Origin of the sequence: Serratia myotis (assembly GCF_027474885.1) — a bacterium.
Classification (GTDB): domain Bacteria; phylum Pseudomonadota; class Gammaproteobacteria; order Enterobacterales; family Enterobacteriaceae; genus Serratia; species Serratia proteamaculans.
Genome location: NZ_CP099707.1, coordinates 475,113 through 495,549, shown reverse-complemented (window position 1 = coordinate 495,549; position 20,437 = coordinate 475,113). Strand labels below are relative to the sequence as shown.

Here is a 20,437-nt window from a genome sequence, read left to right as displayed (position 1 = left end):
AGGATATCTGATGAATAACCTGCCCACCGACAGCCTCTTATCGGTGCAGAATATTTCCCTGGCCAGCCCAGGGAAACCCCCACGGATTAACCGGCTCACCTTTGCCCTGCAGCAAGGGGAGTCCGTTACCCTTATCGGCCCAAACGGCAGTGGAAAATCCACGCTATTACGGCTGATAACCGGTGAACTCAAGCCCAGCGAAGGTGAAATTCTCTTTCAGGGAACGCCCTTATCCGCCATTAAGCCCCAGCAACGCGCGCGCTCTATCGCCTTGCTTAGCCAGCACGACAATGCAGATTTACGGCTTAAGGTTAACGAGTATGTGACCCTGGGCCGTTTGCCCTGGCAGGCTGAAAAGGGGCAATCCGAGCACCCGTTGATTGTGGCAAAAGCCATGGATGACGTGGGTATCCGCCATCTGCAAGATATGCCATTAGGCCAGCTTTCGGGTGGCGAACGTCAACGTGCCGGGTTCGCCCGGGTGCTGGCGCAGCAGCCGACATTGCTATTACTTGATGAGCCCACCAACCATCTCGATCCCCTGGCCCGACACCAACTGCTGTCGCTGATCCATGAAAAAAACATCGCCACCTTAAAAGTGCTGCATGATCTTGAGTTGGTTCAACCTTTTTCCGACAAAGTCATCATGATGAATCAAGGGGAAATCCTTTGTTATGGCCCCCCCGATGCGGTGCTGGAGTCAGCGCATCTGCAACAGGTGTTTGGTATGAAATCGCTGCAAGCCCGCCACCCGATCACCGGCGCAGCCTTACGCTTTTTCGAGGCGTTACCGCCCTCATCCCGCTGAAATTCACCCAAATCGACGGTTGTTTGATCTAACTACATTTGCCATACAAATTATTCAGGTATGTTGCCCCGGTTTCCAATCAACCGGGCGACTGACTCCGGTTTATCAACCTGGAGTCGATGTGAAAAAGTTATTCCTCGCCGCATTACTGGTATTAACCTCAACAAGCGCCGCTGCTTCTGGCTTCCCTGTCACGGTAGACAACTGTGGCCAGCCACTGACTTTTAGCCAGGCCCCACAGCGTGCCGTGATTCAAGACATCAATATGTCGCAAATGGCGTTTGCCCTGCAGCTACAGCCGTCCATGGTTGGCGTCACCGGGATCTCCGGCTGGTATAAAAACATCCCTGAATTCACCCAGCAGCGAGGGACTATCCCTGAGCTGGCACCGAAATATCCGACCATCGAAAATCTTCTCGCCGTGGAGCCTGACCTGTTCTTCGCCGGTTGGAACTATGGGCTTCGTGGTGATGTAACCCCACAGGCGCTGGCAAAATTTAATATCAAAACGCTGGTGCTGAGTGAAAGCTGCATTCACGTCGACAGTCATCGCCCGCGTGCCAGTCTGGATTTGTTATACGACGACATCATCAGGCTCGGTAAAGTCTTCGGCAAACAGGAAGATGCACAAACGCTGGTCAATGGCTGGAAGCAGCAAGTGGCCGATATCCACAGCAAAGTTGCGACCCAAAAGCCGATAAAGGTGTTCCTTTATGATTCCGGTGAGGATAAGCCCTACACCAGCGGGGCTTACGCGATGCCGACGGCGATTATTGAAGCCGCCGGTGCGAAGAATGTGATGGATACCCTGAATACCAGTTGGACGACCACCAATTGGGAAAGCGTTGCGGCGACGGAGCCTGAATTTATCATTTTGGTGGATTACCAGTCAGAGGCCACCGGCGATATCGACGCACGGCAACGTTTCCTGGAACAACATCCCTTGATGAAACACACCCTGGTGGTGCTCCATCATCGTTATTTGAGATTAAAATATCAGGAGCTGACGCCGGGGCCGGTCAATATTGATGCCATCCACAAACTGGCTTACGCGCTTCACCCCACTGTCTTCATCTGATGACGGAAAAAATGCGTTTCCGGTTGGCATGGGTCATCGCCCCGCTATTGCTGGCAGGGCTGATCCTCGCCAATGTGGCACAAGGCAGCGTGTCGCTCTCCTTTTCACAGGTGATGACCGCGCTGGGTATCACCTCTGGCGAAGTGCCGCCGATGATCAAAAGCATTGTGCTGGAACTGCGTCTGCCCCGAACGCTGCTGGGGTTACTGGCCGGGGCCGGGTTGGCACTGGTCGGCGCGCTATTACAAACCACCACCCGCAATGACCTGGCCGATCCCTTCCTGTTCGGCCTTTCCTCAGGTGCCTCTGCCGGTGTGGTCATGGTGATCACCCGGCTCGGTAATAGCCTCGGGGCCTGGGCATTACCGGTTTCTTCTTTTGTCGGTGGCATACTTTCCGCTGCGGTGGTGATGATTATTTTTATGACTCAATCGCAGAAAGGCACCGAGAAACTGATTATCTGCGGCCTGGCGGTCTCTTTTTTATTCGGCGCGTTCACCAATTATCTGGTGTTTTCCGGTGATCAACGCACCGCCAGCAGCGTGCTCTTCTGGACCCTGGGCGGGCTGGGGCTGGCTCGTTGGGATAATTTGATTTTTGCCTTGATAGCTTTGCTGGTACTGGTGGCATTGATTGCCTTACGCTGGCGCTCGCTGGACGGCTTGCTGGCCGGCGAACAAACCGCAGGTTCTCTGGGTATCAACACCCGTCGCTTACGCACCGAAGTCTTTCTGTGTTGTTCGCTGGCGACCGCGTTACTGGTGGCATTAACCGGCGTGATTGGGTTTGTCGGTTTAATGGTCCCTCATCTGGCACGCCCCTTTACCGGCGTTCGTCACCGGCGTCTGCTGCCGTTGGTGGGCGTATTGGGCGCCATATTGCTCTCAGCCGGCGATCTGCTAAGCAGGGTCATTACCGCGCCCCAGGAACTGCCCATCGGGATTATTACTGCCGGTCTTGGCGGTATTTTTGTGCTGGTTATTTTGCTACGACGAACCCCATGATCGTCGAATAACGCAGTCCGTCTCTGAAAGCCACCAGCCAATCGATTGCGAAAGGACAAAAATCGGCGTTTTAGCGCTTGCAGTGATCAAAAGCGCGAGTATAATGCGCGACAATTTGCCAGGAGAAAGCATGAAAAACGACGTTTGTTTTGTTAGCCACAACCGACAAAACCGACTGCCAATCGGCAGCACACTGCCGTTGTTTCTCCTGTTGCTAAACCGATCGTTTCAAGCCCCTCGTTGAGGGGCTTTTTTTTGCCTGAAAAATCTGTTCAAAGCCCCGCGCCACGGGCACGAGTCGAGGAGAGTGAAAAATGGCCAACCCGCTGTATCACAAACATATCATCTCTATTAACGATCTCAGCCGCGAGGATCTGGAGTTGGTGCTGCGCACCGCCGCCAGCCTGAAAGCCAATCCACAGCCCGAGCTGTTAAAGCACAAGGTGATCGCCAGTTGCTTCTTTGAAGCCTCAACCCGTACCCGCCTGTCGTTTGAAACCTCGATGCACCGCCTGGGTGCCTCGGTGGTGGGCTTTGCCGACGGCAGCAATACCTCACTCGGCAAGAAGGGCGAAACCCTGGCCGACACCATTTCGGTAATTGGCACCTACGTCGATGCCATCGTGATGCGCCACCCACAGGAAGGCGCTGCACGGCTGGCGGCCGAATTCTCCGGCGGCATTCCGGTGCTTAACGCCGGTGACGGTGCCAACCAACACCCGACCCAGACGTTGCTCGACCTTTTTACCATTCAGGAAACCCAGGGCCGCCTGAGCAACATCAATATCGCCATGGTCGGCGACCTGAAATACGGCCGTACCGTGCACTCACTGGCGCAGGCGCTGGCCAAGTTTGAAGGCAACCGCTTCTTCTTCATCGCTCCGGACGCGCTGGCGATGCCGGCCTACATCCTGCAGATGCTGGAAGAGAAAGGTATCCAGTACAGCCTGCACAGCAGCATTGAAGAAGTGGTGCCGGAGCTGGATATTCTCTACATGACCCGGGTGCAGAAAGAGCGTCTGGATCCTTCCGAATACGCCAACGTGAAGGCACAGTTCGTGCTGCGCGCGGCGGATCTGGCCGGGGCACGCGACAACCTCAAGGTGCTGCACCCGCTGCCACGCATTGATGAGATCACCACCGACGTGGATAAAACGCCGTACGCCCACTACTTCCAGCAGGCGGGCAACGGTATTTTCGCCCGTCAGGCGCTGTTGGCGCTGGTATTAAACGCAGATTTGGCTCTTTAAGGGGGAACCGTCATGACTCACGATAACAAACTGCAGGTTGAAGCGATCAAGTGCGGTACGGTGATTGACCATATTCCGGCGCAGATAGGCTTTAAACTGCTGACGCTGTTCAAGCTGACCGCCACCGACCAGCGCATCACTATCGGCCTGAACCTGCCTTCCAACGAGCTGGGCCGCAAAGACCTGATCAAAATCGAGAACACCTTCCTGACCGAACAGCAGGCCAACCAGCTGGCGATGTACGCGCCAAAAGCCACGGTTAACCGCATCGACAATTACGAAGTGGTACGCAAGCTGACCCTCAGCCTGCCGGATCATATCGACGGCGTGCTGACCTGCCCGAACAGCAACTGCATCAGCCGCAGCGAGCCGGTGTCTTCCAGCTTTAGCGTGAAATCCCGCGACGGCGACGTGCACCTGAAGTGCCGCTACTGCGAGAAAGAGTTCGAACATCAGGTGGTATTGCAGGCGGATTAAATCTGCTGTTTTCGCCCGGGGACGGCACTGTTATTCTCCCGGCGACTGCCTATAATGGAAGTCCCCGTAGGGGCGCTGCATGCAGCGCCCAAATGAATCGGGACGAATTTATTCGTCCCCTACGGTGAGCCACGCAGCCCACAACGCTGCGGTTTGAAAGACGAAGGGTATATCAGGAGAAAAAATGTCACGTATTATCAGCACTGAACTCGCCCCGGCAGCCATTGGTCCTTACGTGCAGGGCGTTGATCTGGGCAGCATGATCATCACTTCCGGCCAGATCCCGGTCGATCCTAAAACCGGCGCCGTTGCCGACGACGTAGCCGCACAGGCACGCCAGTCACTGGAAAACGTTAAAGCGATCGTTGAAGCTGCCGGCCTGAAAGTCGCCGACATCGTGAAAACCACGGTCTTCGTAAAAGATCTGAACGATTTCGCCACCGTTAACGCCGCTTACGAAAGCTTCTTCACCGAGCACAGCGCGCCGTTCCCGGCCCGTTCTTGCGTCGAAGTTGCCCGTCTGCCGAAAGACGTGAAGATCGAAATCGAAGCCATCGCCGTTCGTCGTTAATTCCACGCTAACGCGCCCAGCGGTCAGCCATCGGCTGGCCGCTTTTATTTTAGGAAAATTATTATTCCAGTTATTTTATAAAGATAACTCCATTCTCAATATATTTTCATTCCCATAATAAAAATGCGTCTATAATTATTCTTCACCCGGCCGGGCCATGACTCTTCGTAGTTTGTTGATCAGACTAATAATCTCAGGAGAATATACCCATGGCTCAAAGCGTATTGGATCATTTTATCCAACAGGTTGCTTATTTCCCCGAGAAGTTGGCGATAGTCAGTAACAATAAGCGCCTCACTTATCGGCAGTTGGATGATGCCAGTAACCAACTCTGTGGTCGGTTGCAACAGCAGGGTATCAGCCCCGGTGACTATATACCTCTGGTGGCACTACGCACGCCGGAATTACTGATCGGCATGCTGGCGATTATCAAAGCCGGTGCCAGCTATATTCCCATCGATGCCCGATATCCTGAAAAAAGAATTCAAGATATCGTCAGACAAAGTGCGTCTAAAACAATAATATTAAGTAACTTATCAATCGATTTTGAAATAAAAGTCTCGAGCATAAATCCCCTTGTGATTGATAATATAACCTCAGGTGAATTATTTCCCTTTGAATTAATAAAGCCAAAAGGAGATGCAACGGCCTATATTATTTTCACCTCCGGCACCACGGGCAGCCCCAAGGGAGTGATGATTGAGCATCATTCACTGCTGAATATTGTTCTCTGGCATAACCAAAAATTCGCGGTGGATCACCAAAGTCGTTCAACGCTGATGGCCGGCATCGGCTTTGATGTGGCGCAGTGGGAAATCTGGGCGGCATTGACCAGCGGCGGCACGCTGTATTTGCCGGATGAAGAGACCCGCTTGCAACCCTCTGCCTTGCTCAACTTTTTTGCACACCACCAGGTTACCCATGCTTTTGTCCCCACGGTGCTGGTGGCAGACATCGTCAGCGCGCCGCAGCCGGAAAAGCTGACGCTACGCTACCTGTTTACCGCCGGTGAAAAACTCAACCCGGTCGATCTCAGCGGGATAAATTATCCGTTGGTGGATTACTACGGTCCGACGGAAGCGACCATCTTCGCCAGCTGGAATCCGGTCAGCTGTGCGACACAACATGCCCCTGCCACCATCGGTCGACCGGTGGCGGATACCGAGATCTTCATTCTCGACGACAACCTGCAACCGGTCCGCGACCAGCAGCCCGGCGAGCTTTACATCAGCGGCAGTTGCCTGGCGCGTGGCTACCTGAATAACCCGCAGCTCACTGCCGAAAAATTTATTACGCCGCCACATTTCGCCGGTAAACGTCTCTATCGCAGTGGCGATCGGGCACGCTGGCTGCCGGATCAGCGTATCCAGTTCCTCGGCCGCATCGACGACCAGATCAAAATCCGCGGCAATCGGGTGGAGTTGGGGGAAATAGAAAGCATTATGGCGCAGGTTGCAGGCGTGAAGGCAGCCGTCGCCATCGTCACCCAGCCACAGGATCCAGCCAACAAACAGATTCTGGCCTTTCTGGTGGCCGACAAAAATGCCCCTGAGTTACTCGAACGCGTGAAGCAACGGTTGAAGGAAACACTGCCGTCCTACTTCCTGCCCGCCGACTACCTGCTGCTGGAACGTCTGCCGATCAACGCCAACGGCAAAACCGATAAGGCCGCCCTGCTGGCCCTCTCCCGCCCGGATCAACCGACGGTAACAGAAACGCTAACCGGCCGTCGGCAAGCCATTGCCACCCTTTGGCGCAACCTGTTGGGGATGACCGATATCCGTGCCGACGACAACTTTTTCGACGTCGGCGGCCATTCACTGCTGGCGGCAAAGCTGGTGACGGCCATCGACCAGCAGCTTGGGATTAAAGTCTATGTGCGCGATATTTATGAGTACCCAACGATAAACCGTCTGGCACAAGCGCTGGATGAGCGCAGCGGCCATGCTCTGCCAACGGTAGACAGCGAACCGGTGCGTGCTCTGCAAGACGATGTCTGGCTGCCCGAGGGCGTCACCTTCAACCCGGATTATGACCTGCGGCAAATAAGCTCGCCCAAAGCCATTTTACTCACCGGGGCCACCGGATTTGTCGGCGCGCATTTGCTGGCGGAGCTACTGACCACCACCCGCGCCGAACTGCATTGTTTGGTACGTGATCGCCACCAGCAGTCCCCTCAACGACGACTCGATGAGATACTCGCTCGTTATCAGATTGCTTTATCCGCCGAACAGCGCGCACGGATCCATCTGGTCCCCGGTGACGTGGCAGAGCAGAATTTCGCCCTGCCACCCGAGCGCTATGCTGCGCTGAGCCAGCAGGTCGATATCATTTATCACTCAGCGAGCGCGGTGAACTTTATCCAACCCTATTCTTATATGAAACGCGACAACGTGCAGGGCCTGCGTGAAATCATTCGCTTTGCCGCCCACCAGCGCACCAAGCCGCTGATGTTGTTGTCGACGATTTCGGTTTATAGCTGGGGGCATCTGCACACCGGCAAACGGGTGATGCGGGAAAGTGACGATATCGATCAGAACCTGCCGGCGGTGATCACCGACATCGGCTACGTACGCAGCAAATGGGTGATGGAGAAAATAGCCGACCTGGCGGCATCACAAGGTTTACCGCTGATGACCTTCCGTCTGGGGTACGCCACCTGCCACAGCCGAACCGGCGTCAGTGCCAGTTATCAATGGTGGGGACGGCTGGTGAAAACCTGCATTGCCAGCGGCACGCTACCGGCATTGCAGGATCTGCGCGAAGGCCTGACGACGGTGGACTATATGACCCAGGCCATTGCGCATGTCAGCCGCAATCCGCAGGCGCTGGGGAAGAAATTCAACCTGATCCACCAGCACCAGAATAACCTGACGTTGCAGGGCTTCTTCAACCTGCTGGAGCGCGAATTCGGCTACCGTTTCCGACCGCTGCCTTTCGAGCAATGGCGGGCGCAGTGGGAACATAACGGCGATGCGCCGCTCTATCCGTTGCTCAGCCTGTTCAGGGACAATATGGTGAATGGTCAATCGACGGTGCAGCTCTACCAAAATACCTACCAATGGGATTGCAGCAACCTGAAGTATTTTCTGCAGCACAGCGGGATCGAAGAGCCGCGCTTTACCCGGCAAATGCTGCTGAATTATCTGCGGCAGTCTATCGGCACTTCACAGCAATCATTGCAGGTATAAAGACCAGGGCGCCCGGAAATGTGAAAGGTGATTATTGAACTGAATAATCTAATGGCCGCTATTGCGGCCATTGCTGATTACTTATGGGTTCGGTTTCGACGGATACCACCGGCAGCTTCGATAATCGGATCATTTTGAGGTTTAATGTGCTTGGCTGCTTGTTTCAAAACCGCTATCACATCCTCAGGTGAGGCGGTAATTGCCCTCCCACGTGGCGTCAGGCTGTTAATCTCCTCAGAGCTATAGGTTTTGACCATTGTCAGCCCTTCCCCTTCGGCTTTATACACTTCCAGCTCATAGAAAGCAGTTTCCGCTACAATCCGACCTGTAGTTTTAATGACCATATCACCCCCTATAATCCCGTCAGCAGGTCATCATTGTCGCTCAAATATTGTGCAGCATCAACCGAGGCCGATGAATCTGGACGGATTGAGTCTTCGATAAACCATTGGAATAAAGCCTGTGCATCACGATAGAGAATGCCATTATCACCTGAGGTGATATCAATAAAGTGATGTTCATTGATGTAGTAATCAGCGACTCTCGCATTGATCGGTGATATTAGCCGCAAGCCTACGCATTGGGTTTCGACCATGAACAACACGGCTGCATAGAGAGCAAAGCGAAAGGTATTGCCATCAAGACACGAGTCTTGGATGTGGAAATTTTGCAGCATTTCAACATTGAGCACCGCAGGCATATTGCCTGTCGCGGGGCAAAACTGACATATACAGGCACCAGCCGGCCTTTGATCCGCATCCAGAATTTTAAAGCTAAATCTGAAAGCATCGGGATTATCCAGCACCGCTCCGCTCAACGCCCAAGGGATACGCTGATTTTCAGGCTGTTGGCGCGTCTGCACAATGCACCATTCCAAATCCTCGGCGGTTAACATTTGCACCCGAATGTTATGTTCACCGGCAGCAAAGATTTCATTGGTTGTAGCTAATACCCTTTGTCCCAGCTCCTGAACATTAAAATCATGCGGCATTATCAGTCCCTTGAATACTTTATAAATTAATACGTTAGAAATACGACTTCAATTTTATAACGCACTTTTCATTCTGTCTTCGAGGCATCCACTGCTGGGTTTAGAGTTTGAGGCACGCGCCGCAGTTTTGCCCCGTTTTAAGGCGGTGGCCGGGTCGGCTGCACCGAAAGCGGGCTGTTTCCCACCGCAACCCGGCGTTTTCGCGCCATTTACGCTCCTTTATCACCTTGGCACATTTTATGCTGGATCGGTTTACAGCCTGCAATGTCGACGAGGTGACGATGCTGAATATCGATCTGTCCGCTTCACCGTTTTTTGATGAGATGCTTCTGGCTGAGGGTAAACACCGGGGCCACTACAAAGCTTACTGGCATTGGCTGCAACAGGCCGATCAAAAGGCCATTCAGCGCAAAAGGGAAGAGGCTGCACTGCTGTTTCACCGGGTGGGTATTACCTTTAACGTTTATGGTGAGGATGATGGCGCAGAACGGCTGATCCCGTTCGACAGCGTGCCGCGCATCATTCCTGCCGACGAATGGGCGATGCTCGATCGCGGTATTCGCCAGCGCGTCCAGGCGCTCAACGCCTTTCTGCACGATATTTACCATCAACAGCATATTCTGAAAGCCGGGATCATTCCGGCAGAACAGGTGCTGGCCAACGATCAGTACCAGCCCTGCATGCAAGGGGTCGACCTGCACCGTAATATTTACGCGCACATCGTGGGTGTAGACATGGTGCGCGGCGGCGACGGCCAGTATTACGTGCTGGAAGACAATCTGCGCACCCCATCCGGCGTGTCCTACATGCTGGAAAACCGCAAGATGATGATGCGCCTGTACCCGGAACTGTTTGCCCAGCAGCGTATCGCACCGGTAGAACGCTACCCGTCGCACCTGCTGCAAACCCTGCGTGAAAGCTCGCCGATTAACGATCCCACCGTGGTGGTGCTGACGCCGGGCCGCTTTAACAGTGCCTATTTCGAACACAGCTTCCTGGCGCAGCAGATGGGGGTTGAACTGGTGGAAAGCGCCGATCTGTTCGTCAAGGACGGCGCGGTCTTTATGCGCACCACCGCCGGGCCCTGCAAGGTGGATGTAATCTACCGTCGGGTCGATGACGCCTTCCTCGATCCGCTGGCGTTCCGCCCGGACTCGATGCTCGGCGTACCGGGGCTGCTGTCGGTGTATCGCACCGGCAACGTGGTGCTGGCCAATGCCATCGGTACCGGCGTGGCCGACGACAAGTCGATCTATCCGTACGTGCCGGACATGGTGCGTTTCTATCTGCAGGAAGAGCCGATCCTCAATAACGTGCCGACCTGGCAATGCCGTCACAAAAATGAGCTGTCTTACGTGCTGGCGAATCTGGAACAGATGGTGGTGAAAGAGGTCCACGGTGCCGGTGGTTACGGCATGCTGATCGGCCCGGCGGCGAGCAAAGACGAAATCGCCCACTTCCGCACTCTGCTGCTTGCCAAACCGCACAATTACATTGCGCAAAACACGCTGGCGCTGTCGACCTGCCCGACCTTCGTCAACGACGGCCTGGCACCACGGCATATCGATCTGCGGCCTTTTGCCCTCAGCGGGGCAGAAATTCGGCTGGTGCCCGGTGGCCTGACGCGTGTGGCGCTGGCGCAAGGCTCACTGGTGGTCAACTCGTCGCAAGGCGGGGGAACCAAGGATACCTGGGTGTTGGAGGACGACGCATGCTGAGCCGAACTGCCAGTGAACTCTATTGGATGGCCCGCTATCTGGAGCGGGCAGAAAGCATCGCCCGGGTGCTCGACGTCACCAACAAGCTGTCGATGATGCCGATCCGCGACAGCGAAGATCAGGATCTGCAGGTGCCGCTCAACCTGACCAGCACCGGCCAGTTGTACGCCGCCGCCTATCCTGACCTGACCATGGCCAATCTGGTGAGCTTTTTTGCGCTCGACAGCCGCAACCACAGCAGCATTTACAGCTGTCTGCAGATGGGCTGGAACAATGCCCATGCGGTGCGTGGCAGCCTGTCTTCCGAGGTTTGGGAGTGCATTAACGCCACCTGGATCGAGATGAAGCTGATCCGCCGTCAGGGCATCGGCTCGGTGGGGGCAGATGCCTTCTTCGACTGGGTGAAGGAGCGTTCGCACCTGTTTCGCGGCGCGATGTTCGGCACCCTGTTGCGCAGCGACGCGATGTGCTTTATCCGCCTCGGCACTCTGCTGGAGCGGGCCGACAGCACCGCCCGCCTGCTGGGGGTGAAGAACGCACTAATGGACAGCGACGGCGACCCGGTGCGCGAGTATTACCGCATGGACACGCTGCTGCGGGCAGTCAGCGCGCGCGAGGCCTATCACAGCATCTACAAGCAACAGCTCAGCCGCGACACCATTGCCGAACTGATGATCCTGCGTAACGAAATCCCGCGCTCCCTGCTGGCCTGCGTCGGCGATATGGTGCAGCAACTGGAACAGATTGGCGGCAACCGTTCGAATCAGCCACGCCGACTGGCACACACGCTGCACGCCGAACTGCGTTTCAGCAGCATGAAGGATCTGAACCAGGTCGGCCTGAACGACTGGCTGGACGCGTTTCTCGGACAGATTGGCGGCATTGCGGAGAGCATCCATCACACTTATCTGGAGGCACAATGAAACTTAACATTGAGCACAATACCCATTATACCTACGCCCAGCAGGTGCAGCGCAGCACCCAGTATCTGCGTCTGACGCCACAAAATTCACAGCACCAGCGCATCATCTCCTGGCAACTGACGCTGCCGGAAGATGCGGTATGTACCACCGACGCCTTCGGTAACGTGCTGCACGTACTGACGCTGGATCATCCGCATCAGGCGATCACCATTCAGGCCAACGGCGTGGTGGAAATAGAAGATGGCGTAGAGGATCAGGTGATGGGGCATCTGTCACCGCTGGTGTTCCTGCGCCACAGCCCACTGACCCAGCCCGACAGTGCGATCCAGGCGTTCGCCCTGCGCTACTATCAACCGCAGGCGGTGCTGGAAGGGTTGGAAAATCTGATGGGCGAACTGCTGCTGAAAATGCCTTACACCCCGGGCTCTACCAGCGTCACCGACAGCGCGGCTCAGGCGTTCGCGACCGGTACCGGCGTCTGCCAGGATCATACCCACGTGTTCCTGGCCTGTTGCCGCAGCCTGAATATTCCGGCGCGCTATGTCAGCGGTTATCTCTACAGCGAGGACTCAACGCACGTGGCTACCCACGCCTGGGCAGAAGCCTGGGTCGACGAACGCTGGCACAGTTTTGACGTCACCAATAACACTCGCCTGCCGAATCAACACCTTAAGCTGGCGGTGGGCATCGACTATCTGGACGCCTGCCCGGTGCGCGGCATGCGACTCGGCGGCGGCTGCGAGAATATGCAGACCATGGCCGAAGTGCAGATGATGCCCACCGGACAATAGCCTCTTGCCGAAAGTGAAGGTTTACGGCACGCTGGCGTTTGGCGGCGTGCCAGTCTTGTTTTGAGGGATTGTGGAATGACCTATTGTGTGGCCATGCGCTTGGCATCCGGGCTGGTCTTTGCTTCTGATTCACGCACCAATGCCGGAGTGGACCATATCTCCACCTTCCGTAAACTGCACGTGTTCCAGCAGGATGGCGAACGCATGCTGGTGCTGCAAAGCGCCGGCAATCTGGCGACGACCCAAAGCATCATCAGCCTGCTGCAGCGCCGCTGCAAGGACGCCGAGCGCCCCAACCTGCTGAATGCCCCCAGCATGTACGAAGCCGCCACCCTGGTGGGTGAAACGGTGCGAGAAGTGATCCAACGCGACAGCGAAGCCCAGCAAAGCGGCAGCACCACCGACTTCAGTTGCAGCCTGCTGCTCGGCGGCCAGATCCATGGCGAGGAGATGCAGTTATTCCATATCTACCCGCAGGGCAACTTTATCGAAGCCACCCGCGATACGCCCTATTTCCAGATTGGTGAAAGCAAATACGGCAAACCGATTATCGATCGGGTACTGAATTACCACACTCCACTGGAACAGGCGATGCAGTGCGCGCTGATCTCTCTCGACTCCACGCTGCGCAGTAACCTGTCGGTCGGCCTGCCGCTCGACGTGATGATTTACCCACGCGACAGCTTCAGCAGCGCACAACAGTACCGCATCACCGAAGATCATCCGCATTTCAGCGCCATCCGCAAAGGCTGGGGCGAAGGACTGGTCAGCATTTTCAAACAGTTGCCACCGTTGCAGCTGTAGTTTTTTTAGGGCTCAGCATGCGGAGCCCCTACGCATACTGAGCCCAACGATACTGACCTCATTCGATCGCGCTGGCGCGTAGCAAGGCCTCCAGCGGGTAAACCGCCGCAATCACCACTTCGTCGCGTATTTGCGCAGCCGCGTCCAGTTGCTGCTGTATCTGCCCGGCTTCGGCCTGGCTCAACGGCTTGCCCTGCTGATAACGCTCCAACAGCATCAGCCCCAGCGCGGACAACGAACCGACATCCTGCGCCACCGGTGCCAGATCCTGCATCACCCGGTTACCGGCAATCACCGTTTTCACCGGCGCGGTATTCAACTGCCAGCGTTGCAAACGCTCACGCAGCGCCTGTGCTGCCGCCCGGTCGTTGCGATCTTTCACCAACGCCGCAACCTGTCGGCCCATCTCACGCACCGCATTACTCTCCGGTGGCAACGCGTCGGCAAAGCGATTCAGCGGTTCGAACTGGTGGTAATTGCCGGCCCTGAATTTCAGGTGCTGGCGGGTGTAGTACTGGCCCGGCTCCACCGCCTCGGCCAGGGTTTGCAGCGGCGCGATCTGCACGCTGTTCGCCAGCCGGGTGAATTCGCGGGCGGTCTCTGCATGCTGCTGCAAGCCCACCGAGACTACCGACCAGGCATCAACCGCCGCCAGCCGCCGGTACATGTTATTTTCATCGGTCACATCCTGTGCCGACCACAAACGCTCCGCCACCGCAAACCCACGAGGCCACAGCTTGAGATCGAGGATCGGCGCCCTGATGTTCTCCGCCCACAGCGCCGCCTCGCCACCGAGTATATTGGCCTGCTGCTTCGCATCCGGCACCACCGGCATCTTGCCCTCCGGGATCGCCGCAAGCCGGCTGCCGCTGGTCGGGTAACGCATGTTGCCCACCAGCGTATACCCATTGAGTTGGTCCTGCGCCAACGTGAACACCGGACGCGTCTCCCCCATCCAGGTATCGACGCGGAAGCTCACCTGCTGCGGTGAACGCCAGACAATATCCTGCAAGGCGCGGCGGGATTTACCCTTGAAATCGATAAAGCCGCGCCAACCCTGCTTCCCTTCAATCAGGGTAAAACTGCCTTCCACTGCGCTGCCCTTCAGCCGTGGCATGCTGAACTGCCAGCTCTGCGCTTTTTCATCGGGCTGCACCTGGGTGTCTACCCCCAACGGCTGTGGCAGGATCTCATTGCGATAGTGATAGGCTGTGCTCTGCGGTTGATCGAGGTAGAAGCCGGTGGACAGAATGCCCTGATAGCCGTCCTGTGCACTGGCCCCGAGTGAGTCCTGCCCCTGCCAGGACTGAATGACAATGCTGCGCGGCAGCGACGGATGATAAATCTCATCCCAGCCGACCATCTGCCGTTGATGCTGCTCGAGGATTTTTTCCAGCTTCTGGTTGAAGTAGGCCTGCAGCGCGTGGGTGTCCGCCAACTGATGCTGCTGCATAAAGGCCTGAATGGTTTTTGATTGCTTCCACTGGCTGGCATCAACCTCGTCACCGCCGATATGCAGGTAAGGATCGGGGAAGATCGCCGCCAGTTCGCCAATGATGGCGTCTACAAATTGATAAACTTCCTCACGGGTGGGATCGAGCGTCGGCTGGTGTACGCCCCATTTGCGCTCCATGACGTACGGCCCCGGCGCGCTCATCAACTCCGGGTAAGCCACGGCGATGCTGGAAGCATGGCCCGGCAGATCGATTTCCGGCACCACCCGGATGCCTCGCGCCGTGGCGTAGGCCACCACCTGCTGCATCTGTTCACGGGTGTAGAACTGGCCATCGCTGGCCTGCTGTTGCAGTTTGGGGTAATGCTCAGAGGCAAAGCGCCAGCCCTGATCGTCGGTCAGGTGCCAGTGAAACACGTTGAGCTTGGCTGCCGCCATGCCGTCGAGCTGACGCAGGATGTCCGCCAGCGGCAGGAAATGACGCGCTGAATCCATCAGTACCCCGCGCCACGGAAAACGCGGCACATCGGTGATGCTCACCAGCGGCAGGAAGGTGTTCTGCCCGTCGGTCTGCACCAGCTGCAGCAAGGTTTCCATGCCACGTAGCGCACCAAAGCGGGTATTGGCGGTCAGCGTAACGCCCTGTGGCGCCACCGTTAATTTATAGCTTTCATCGCTACCCGGCAGCGGCTGCGCCGCCACTTTGTCTTTGATATTCACGCTGATCACCACGCCTGCGGCTTTTGTGGCCTGTGGTGCCAGCGTCCAGCCGGTTTGCAGCTCAATACGTTGCCGCCAGCGCTGCAGCGCATCGGCCAGATCGTCGCCCTGCAGGTTAATCGACAGCCGGTGATCCAGCACCAGCTTGCCCGCCGGCTGGGTCAGTTCCACCTGCTGCGGCCAAGGCATCAGCGGTAAATCACCGGCCGGCTGCGCCAGCGCGCCCAGGGAAAGTAATAACGATGAAGTCAGTAGCGTATAACGCAGGGATCTGTGCATCAGAAATTCCTCAGAGGAAAAAAATCAATAAAAACAGCGAAGCTATACAAGCTACTGACAAAGGTCGTTATTAGGGAGAGCGTGCCGAAGGGGTCGTAGCGGGCTTGCCCGCCGGAGCGCCCCTCGGTGCGCTAGGCCCGGGTATCTCGGGCGCAAAACAACATTGTCATCTAACTCAACAGCGAAGCTATAAATAAAGACTGAGCACAGGGCAGATGTCCAACAGCGAGGATGAAAAGCCGGGTTGGATCACAAATGCCCCTCCTGCGGACGCAAGAGGGGCGAGGGAATTACTGCCAGCCGTAGCGGCGCACAAACCAGCCTTTCACGCACTGGGTCAGCACCATATAACCAGTCAGGATCAACACCAGCCACGGGAAGTAACCGAGCGGCAGCGCCTGCAACTGCAGGAAACCGGCCAGCGGCGAGAAGGTCAGGCCGATACCGGTGGCAATCACCACCAGGGTCATGATGCACAGCGGCCACGAAGGACGGCTCTGGATAAACGGAATTTTGCGTGTGCGGATCATGTGCACAATCAGCGTTTGCGACAGCAGCCCTTCAACGAACCAGCCGGACTGGAACAGCGTCTGCATTTCCGGCGTGTTGGCCTTGAATACCCACCACATCAGACTGAAGGTCAGCACGTCGAAAATTGAACTGATCGGCCCAAAGAACACCATAAATCGCCCAATATCACCGGAGTTCCAGCGCTGTGGCTGGGTAATCTGATCGTCATCGACGTTGTCGAACGGAATGGCGATCTGAGAAATGTCATACATCAGGTTCTGGATCAGCAGGTGCAACGGCAGCATCGGCAGGAACGGCAAAAAGGCGCTGGCAATCAGCACGCTAAAAACGTTACCGAAGTTGGAACTGGCGGTCATCTTGATGTACTTGAGCATATTGGCGAAGGTGCGACGGCCTTCAATCACCCCCTGCTCCAGCACCATCAGGCTTTTTTCCAGCAGGATAATGTCCGCCGCCTCCTTGGCGATATCCACCGCGGAATCGACGGAAATACCGATATCCGCCGCGCGCAGCGCCGGAGCATCGTTGATGCCGTCGCCCATAAAGCCCACCACGTGGCCCTGTTGACGCAGCAGCTTGACGATCCGTTCCTTATGCAGCGGCGTCAGCTTGGCGAACACAGTAGTACGCGCCGCCGCCTGCGCCAGCTGCTCATCGTTCATCTGTTCGATTTCACTGCCGCGCAGCACATGATCCGCCGCCAGCCCAACGTCTTTGCACACCTTGGCCGCCACCAGTTCGTTATCACCGGTGAGGATCTTCACGGTTACGCCGCTGTTTTTCAGCGCCGCCAACGCCGGCGCCGTACTCTCTTTTGGCGGATCGAGGAAGGCCACATAGCCTTCGAGGATCAGATCGGATTCGTCGGCCACGCCATATTCGTAAGCCTGTGCCGGCAGGATCTTGTTGGCCACCGCCACCACCCGCAGCCCCTGCTGGTTAAGATCGTCGGTAACGCGCCGGATGCGTGCCAGCAACGCCTCGGTCAACGGGATCACCTCATCTTCCTGCCGTACGTGGCTGCAAATCGCCAGCATCTCTTCCAGCGCACCCTTGCAGATCAGCTCGTGGTATTGCGCGTCTTTGGCCACCACTACCGACATCCGACGGCGTTCGAAATCAAACGGGATCTCATCCACCTTGTGGTAATGCTGCAGCGCATCCGGCTGCTGGCTCTGTTCCGCGCAGCTCAGCACCGCCACATCGAGCAGGTTTTTCAACCCGGTCTGGTAGAAGCTGTTCAGCCAGGCGTAATGCAACACCCGGTCGCTGGCGACGCCAAACACGTCGGTGTGGCGCTCCAGCACGATTTTGTCCTGAGTCAGGGTACCGGTTTTGTCGGTGCACAAAATGTCCATGGCGCCAAAGTTCTGAATGGCGTCCAGACGCTTGACGATCACTTTCTGTTTGGACAGTTTCACCGCCCCTTTCGCCAGGGTAGAAGTGACAATCATCGGCAGCATTTCCGGGGTCAGCCCCACCGCCACCGACAGCGCGAACAGCGCCGCTTCCCACCAGTCGCCCTTGGTGTAGCCATTGATCAACAGCACAATTGGCGTCATCACCAGCATGAAGCGGATCAGCAACCAACTGACTTTACTGATCCCGCTCTGGAAGGCATTGGGTTGCTGATCCTGACTGATAACGCGCTGCGCCAACTGGCCGAAGTAGGTGTCGCCGCCGGTGCCAATCACCATCGCCAGCGCGGTGCCGCTCACTACGTTGGTGCCCATAAAGCACAGGTTTTGGCATTCCAGCGGATCCTCCACCTGCCCGCGCAGCTCGGCGATTTTCTCGACCGGCAGCGACTCGCCGGTCAGCGCCGCCTGGCTGATAAACAGATCCTTGGCCGACAACACGCGCAGATCCGCCGGGATCATGTCGCCTGCCGACAACTTGATGATATCGCCCGGCACCAGTTGCGAGATCGACAGTTCCAGGTGTTCGCTTTTACCGGTCAATGCGTCACTACGAATTACTGTAGCGGTATTGCTGACCATCGCCTTCAGCGCGTCTGCCGCCTTGTTGGATCGCGCTTCCTGAATGAAGTTCAGCAGCGTGGAGATCACCACCATCAGGGCGATCACCAGTGCACCGGTCAGATCCTCGGTAGCATAAGAGATCATGCCGAGCGCGGTCAGCAGCAGGTTGAACGGGTTACGGTAGCAGTGCCACAGGTGCTGCCACCAGGCCTCTTGCTGCTGATCGTCAATCACGTTCTCACCGCAGCGTTCACGCACCCGTTCCGCCTCATGGGCGGTCATGCCTTCCGGGTGGCTGTGGAAACGCAGGTAAAGCTCGGTGGTATTGGCCGCAGCACATTCCAGCCGCTGCTGTGCCAGACCGGCAGGCAACCCCTGCGCTTTGCCGCCCAGGCTATCCAACAGGCTGTCACGGTGCACCAAACGGCGCGGTAAATTGCGGCTGAGCAGGCCCAGCAGCTGACGGGGGATGTTTTTTAGTTTCATTTTTTTGCACCTCGTCGCCCATTGCCTCACGGCAGCGGGTGAACGCGGGATCGCCCCCAGCCGGGTTTTTGGACACGCCAAAAGCCTCTGCCTGGGCAGATCCTTATATTTTTTTATAGCAGCAGGAGCGAACGACGGGCGCGCGCTACCGGTTACCGTTTATTACTTCACCGGTAAAACAGCAGCGCAAAGCGGGCAGGTTTTACCGGGGAGCCGAGTCAGGGTCTAACGGGGTCGGATCGGGATCCATACGGTTGATAACCTCCGGTAAATGAAAAGATCAAACGACAAGAGCGGCCGTTCAGCGCAGTACGTAAATCCCTGCACAGCGCCAAGATCCGTTGCGGAAAATAGGCTATGCTGACGGGCATTCAGCGTAGGCCGCCAGTTTACGCCTTTTAACCTCAACGAAAATTAAACCATGCAAAACCGGCTGACCATCAAGGACATCGCACGCCTGAGCGGCGTAGGTAAATCCACCGTATCACGCGTGTTGAACAATGAAGGCAGCGTGAGCCCGCAGACCCGCGAACGGGTGGAAGCGGTGATCCGTCAGCAGGGGTTTACCCCGTCCAAGTCGGCACGCGCCATGCGCGGCCAGAGCGACAAAGTGGTGGGGATTATCGTTTCCCGTCTCGATTCGCCGTCCGAAAATCAGGCCGTACGCACCATGTTGCCGCTGCTGTATCAGCACGGCTTCGACCCGATCGTGATGGAAAGCCAGTTCGAGACCCGGCTGGTGGAAGAGCATTTGCACGTCTTGCAACAACGCAACGTCGACGGGGTGATCCTGTTCGGCTTCACCGGCCTGACGGCGGCCATGCTCAGCCCATGGCAGGATAAAATGGTGGTGCTGGCACGCGAATACGAGGGCTTTTCTTCGGTTTGCTACGACGACGACGGCGCCGTACGGCTGCTGATGGATCGCCTGCAACAGCAGGGCCACCGACATATCAGCTACCTGGGGGTGCAACTGTCGGACGCCACCACCGGTATGCGCCGCCACCAGGCCTACCTCGACGCCTGTCGCCAGCAGCAAATTACCCCGAGCGTGGCCTTGGGTGAACTGAGCTATCAGAGTGGCTTCCAGTTGGCCGCCTCGGCCATCGATGCCCGGACCACCGCGCTGGTGTGCGCCTCCGATACCATCGCCCTTGGCGCGATTAAATACCTGCAACAGGAGCATATTGCCCCGCTGCAGGTATGCGGTATCGGTAATACCCCGCTGCTTAACTTCCTGTTCCCCGAGACGTTTTCGGTTGACCTCGGCTACGGCACTGCCGGGCTGCAGGCCGCCCAACAGTTGCTGGGCCAACTCAGCGGCGAACAGGGCATCCGCCAGATCATCGTGCCTAGCCAACTCGCCTGAGGGCGGGTGGG

General features: G+C 56.8%; 16 protein-coding genes. 12 read left to right on the top strand and 4 right to left on the bottom strand.

Annotated elements, in window-relative coordinates; genetic code table 11:
* The first annotated feature begins 10 nt into the window (after positions 1-10).
* The 7 genes from NHG65_RS02265 (at position 11) to NHG65_RS02235 (ending at position 8,379) form a co-directional block, all read left to right on the top strand.
* The gene (locus NHG65_RS02265; protein ID WP_099065061.1) at positions 11-808 is read left to right on the top strand and encodes an ABC transporter ATP-binding protein; all 798 of its coding nucleotides are present in this window, start codon (positions 11-13) and stop codon (positions 806-808) included.
* Positions 809-929: 121 nt separating this feature from the next.
* The gene (locus NHG65_RS02260; RefSeq protein ID WP_499182891.1) at positions 930-1,886 is read left to right on the top strand and encodes an ABC transporter substrate-binding protein; all 957 of its coding nucleotides are present in this window, start codon (positions 930-932) and stop codon (positions 1,884-1,886) included.
* Positions 1,886-2,890, top strand: coding sequence for a FecCD family ABC transporter permease (locus NHG65_RS02255; RefSeq protein WP_099065063.1), 1,005 nt, complete (start codon positions 1,886-1,888; stop codon positions 2,888-2,890). The genes NHG65_RS02260 and NHG65_RS02255 overlap by 1 nt, the downstream gene beginning before the upstream one ends.
* Before the next feature lie 314 nt (positions 2,891-3,204).
* On the top strand, positions 3,205-4,140 hold the full coding sequence (gene pyrB, locus NHG65_RS02250) for an aspartate carbamoyltransferase (RefSeq protein ID WP_099065064.1): 936 nt from the start codon (positions 3,205-3,207) through the stop codon (positions 4,138-4,140).
* 12 nt (positions 4,141-4,152) lie between these two features.
* Positions 4,153-4,617, top strand: a complete 465-nt coding sequence (gene pyrI, locus NHG65_RS02245) for an aspartate carbamoyltransferase regulatory subunit (protein ID WP_020825003.1) — start codon at positions 4,153-4,155, stop codon at positions 4,615-4,617.
* 184 nt (positions 4,618-4,801) lie between these two features.
* Positions 4,802-5,188, top strand: a complete 387-nt coding sequence (gene ridA, locus NHG65_RS02240; RefSeq protein ID WP_085119531.1) for a 2-iminobutanoate/2-iminopropanoate deaminase — start codon at positions 4,802-4,804, stop codon at positions 5,186-5,188.
* Positions 5,189-5,397: 209 nt separating this feature from the next.
* Positions 5,398-8,379: an amino acid adenylation domain-containing protein gene (locus tag NHG65_RS02235; protein WP_499182890.1), complete on the top strand. Its 2,982-nt coding sequence runs from the start codon at positions 5,398-5,400 to the stop codon at positions 8,377-8,379.
* Between the two features lie 77 nt (positions 8,380-8,456).
* Here NHG65_RS02235 and NHG65_RS02230 read toward each other — a convergent pair whose 3' ends face one another.
* Both NHG65_RS02230 and NHG65_RS02225 read right to left on the bottom strand, forming a co-directional pair.
* Complete coding sequence (locus NHG65_RS02230; protein ID WP_099065066.1) at positions 8,457-8,723, bottom strand: hypothetical protein; 267 nt, start codon at positions 8,721-8,723, stop codon at positions 8,457-8,459.
* An 8-nt stretch (positions 8,724-8,731) separates the two neighbouring features.
* Positions 8,732-9,370 carry a hypothetical protein gene (locus NHG65_RS02225; RefSeq protein WP_198404496.1) on the bottom strand — a complete coding sequence of 213 codons (639 nt, stop codon included), beginning with the start codon at positions 9,368-9,370 and terminating at the stop codon, positions 8,732-8,734.
* A 281-nt stretch (positions 9,371-9,651) separates the two neighbouring features.
* Here NHG65_RS02225 and NHG65_RS02220 point away from each other — a divergent pair, with 281 nt between their 5' ends.
* The 4 genes from NHG65_RS02220 to NHG65_RS02205 all read left to right on the top strand — a co-directional run bounded on the left by NHG65_RS02220 (position 9,652) and on the right by NHG65_RS02205 (position 13,606).
* Positions 9,652-11,088 (top strand): circularly permuted type 2 ATP-grasp protein, encoded by a 1,437-nt coding sequence (locus tag NHG65_RS02220; RefSeq protein ID WP_499183454.1) that lies wholly within the window; start codon positions 9,652-9,654, stop codon positions 11,086-11,088.
* Positions 11,082-12,011, top strand: a complete 930-nt coding sequence (locus NHG65_RS02215; RefSeq protein ID WP_099065067.1) for an alpha-E domain-containing protein — start codon at positions 11,082-11,084, stop codon at positions 12,009-12,011. The genes NHG65_RS02220 and NHG65_RS02215 overlap by 7 nt, the downstream gene beginning before the upstream one ends.
* The gene (locus NHG65_RS02210; RefSeq protein WP_085119529.1) at positions 12,008-12,802 is read left to right on the top strand and encodes a transglutaminase family protein; all 795 of its coding nucleotides are present in this window, start codon (positions 12,008-12,010) and stop codon (positions 12,800-12,802) included. The genes NHG65_RS02215 and NHG65_RS02210 overlap by 4 nt, the downstream gene beginning before the upstream one ends.
* A gap of 75 nt (positions 12,803-12,877) precedes the next feature.
* Positions 12,878-13,606, top strand: a complete 729-nt coding sequence (locus NHG65_RS02205; protein ID WP_085119528.1) for a proteasome-type protease — start codon at positions 12,878-12,880, stop codon at positions 13,604-13,606.
* Between the two features lie 58 nt (positions 13,607-13,664).
* On the opposite strand, the gene NHG65_RS02200 is transcribed toward NHG65_RS02205, so the two are convergent.
* Both NHG65_RS02200 and mgtA read right to left on the bottom strand, forming a co-directional pair.
* Entirely contained in the window at positions 13,665-16,058 is a 2,394-nt protein-coding gene (locus NHG65_RS02200; protein WP_499182889.1) for a beta-N-acetylhexosaminidase, read from the bottom strand.
* 290 nt (positions 16,059-16,348) lie between these two features.
* Complete coding sequence (gene mgtA / locus NHG65_RS02195) at positions 16,349-19,057, bottom strand: magnesium-translocating P-type ATPase (RefSeq protein WP_499182888.1); 2,709 nt, start codon at positions 19,055-19,057, stop codon at positions 16,349-16,351.
* 421 nt (positions 19,058-19,478) lie between these two features.
* On the opposite strand from mgtA, the gene treR reads away from it, so the two are divergent.
* The gene (treR, locus tag NHG65_RS02190; protein ID WP_499182887.1) at positions 19,479-20,426 is read left to right on the top strand and encodes a trehalose operon repressor TreR; all 948 of its coding nucleotides are present in this window, start codon (positions 19,479-19,481) and stop codon (positions 20,424-20,426) included.
* Positions 20,427-20,437 lie beyond the last annotated feature (11 nt).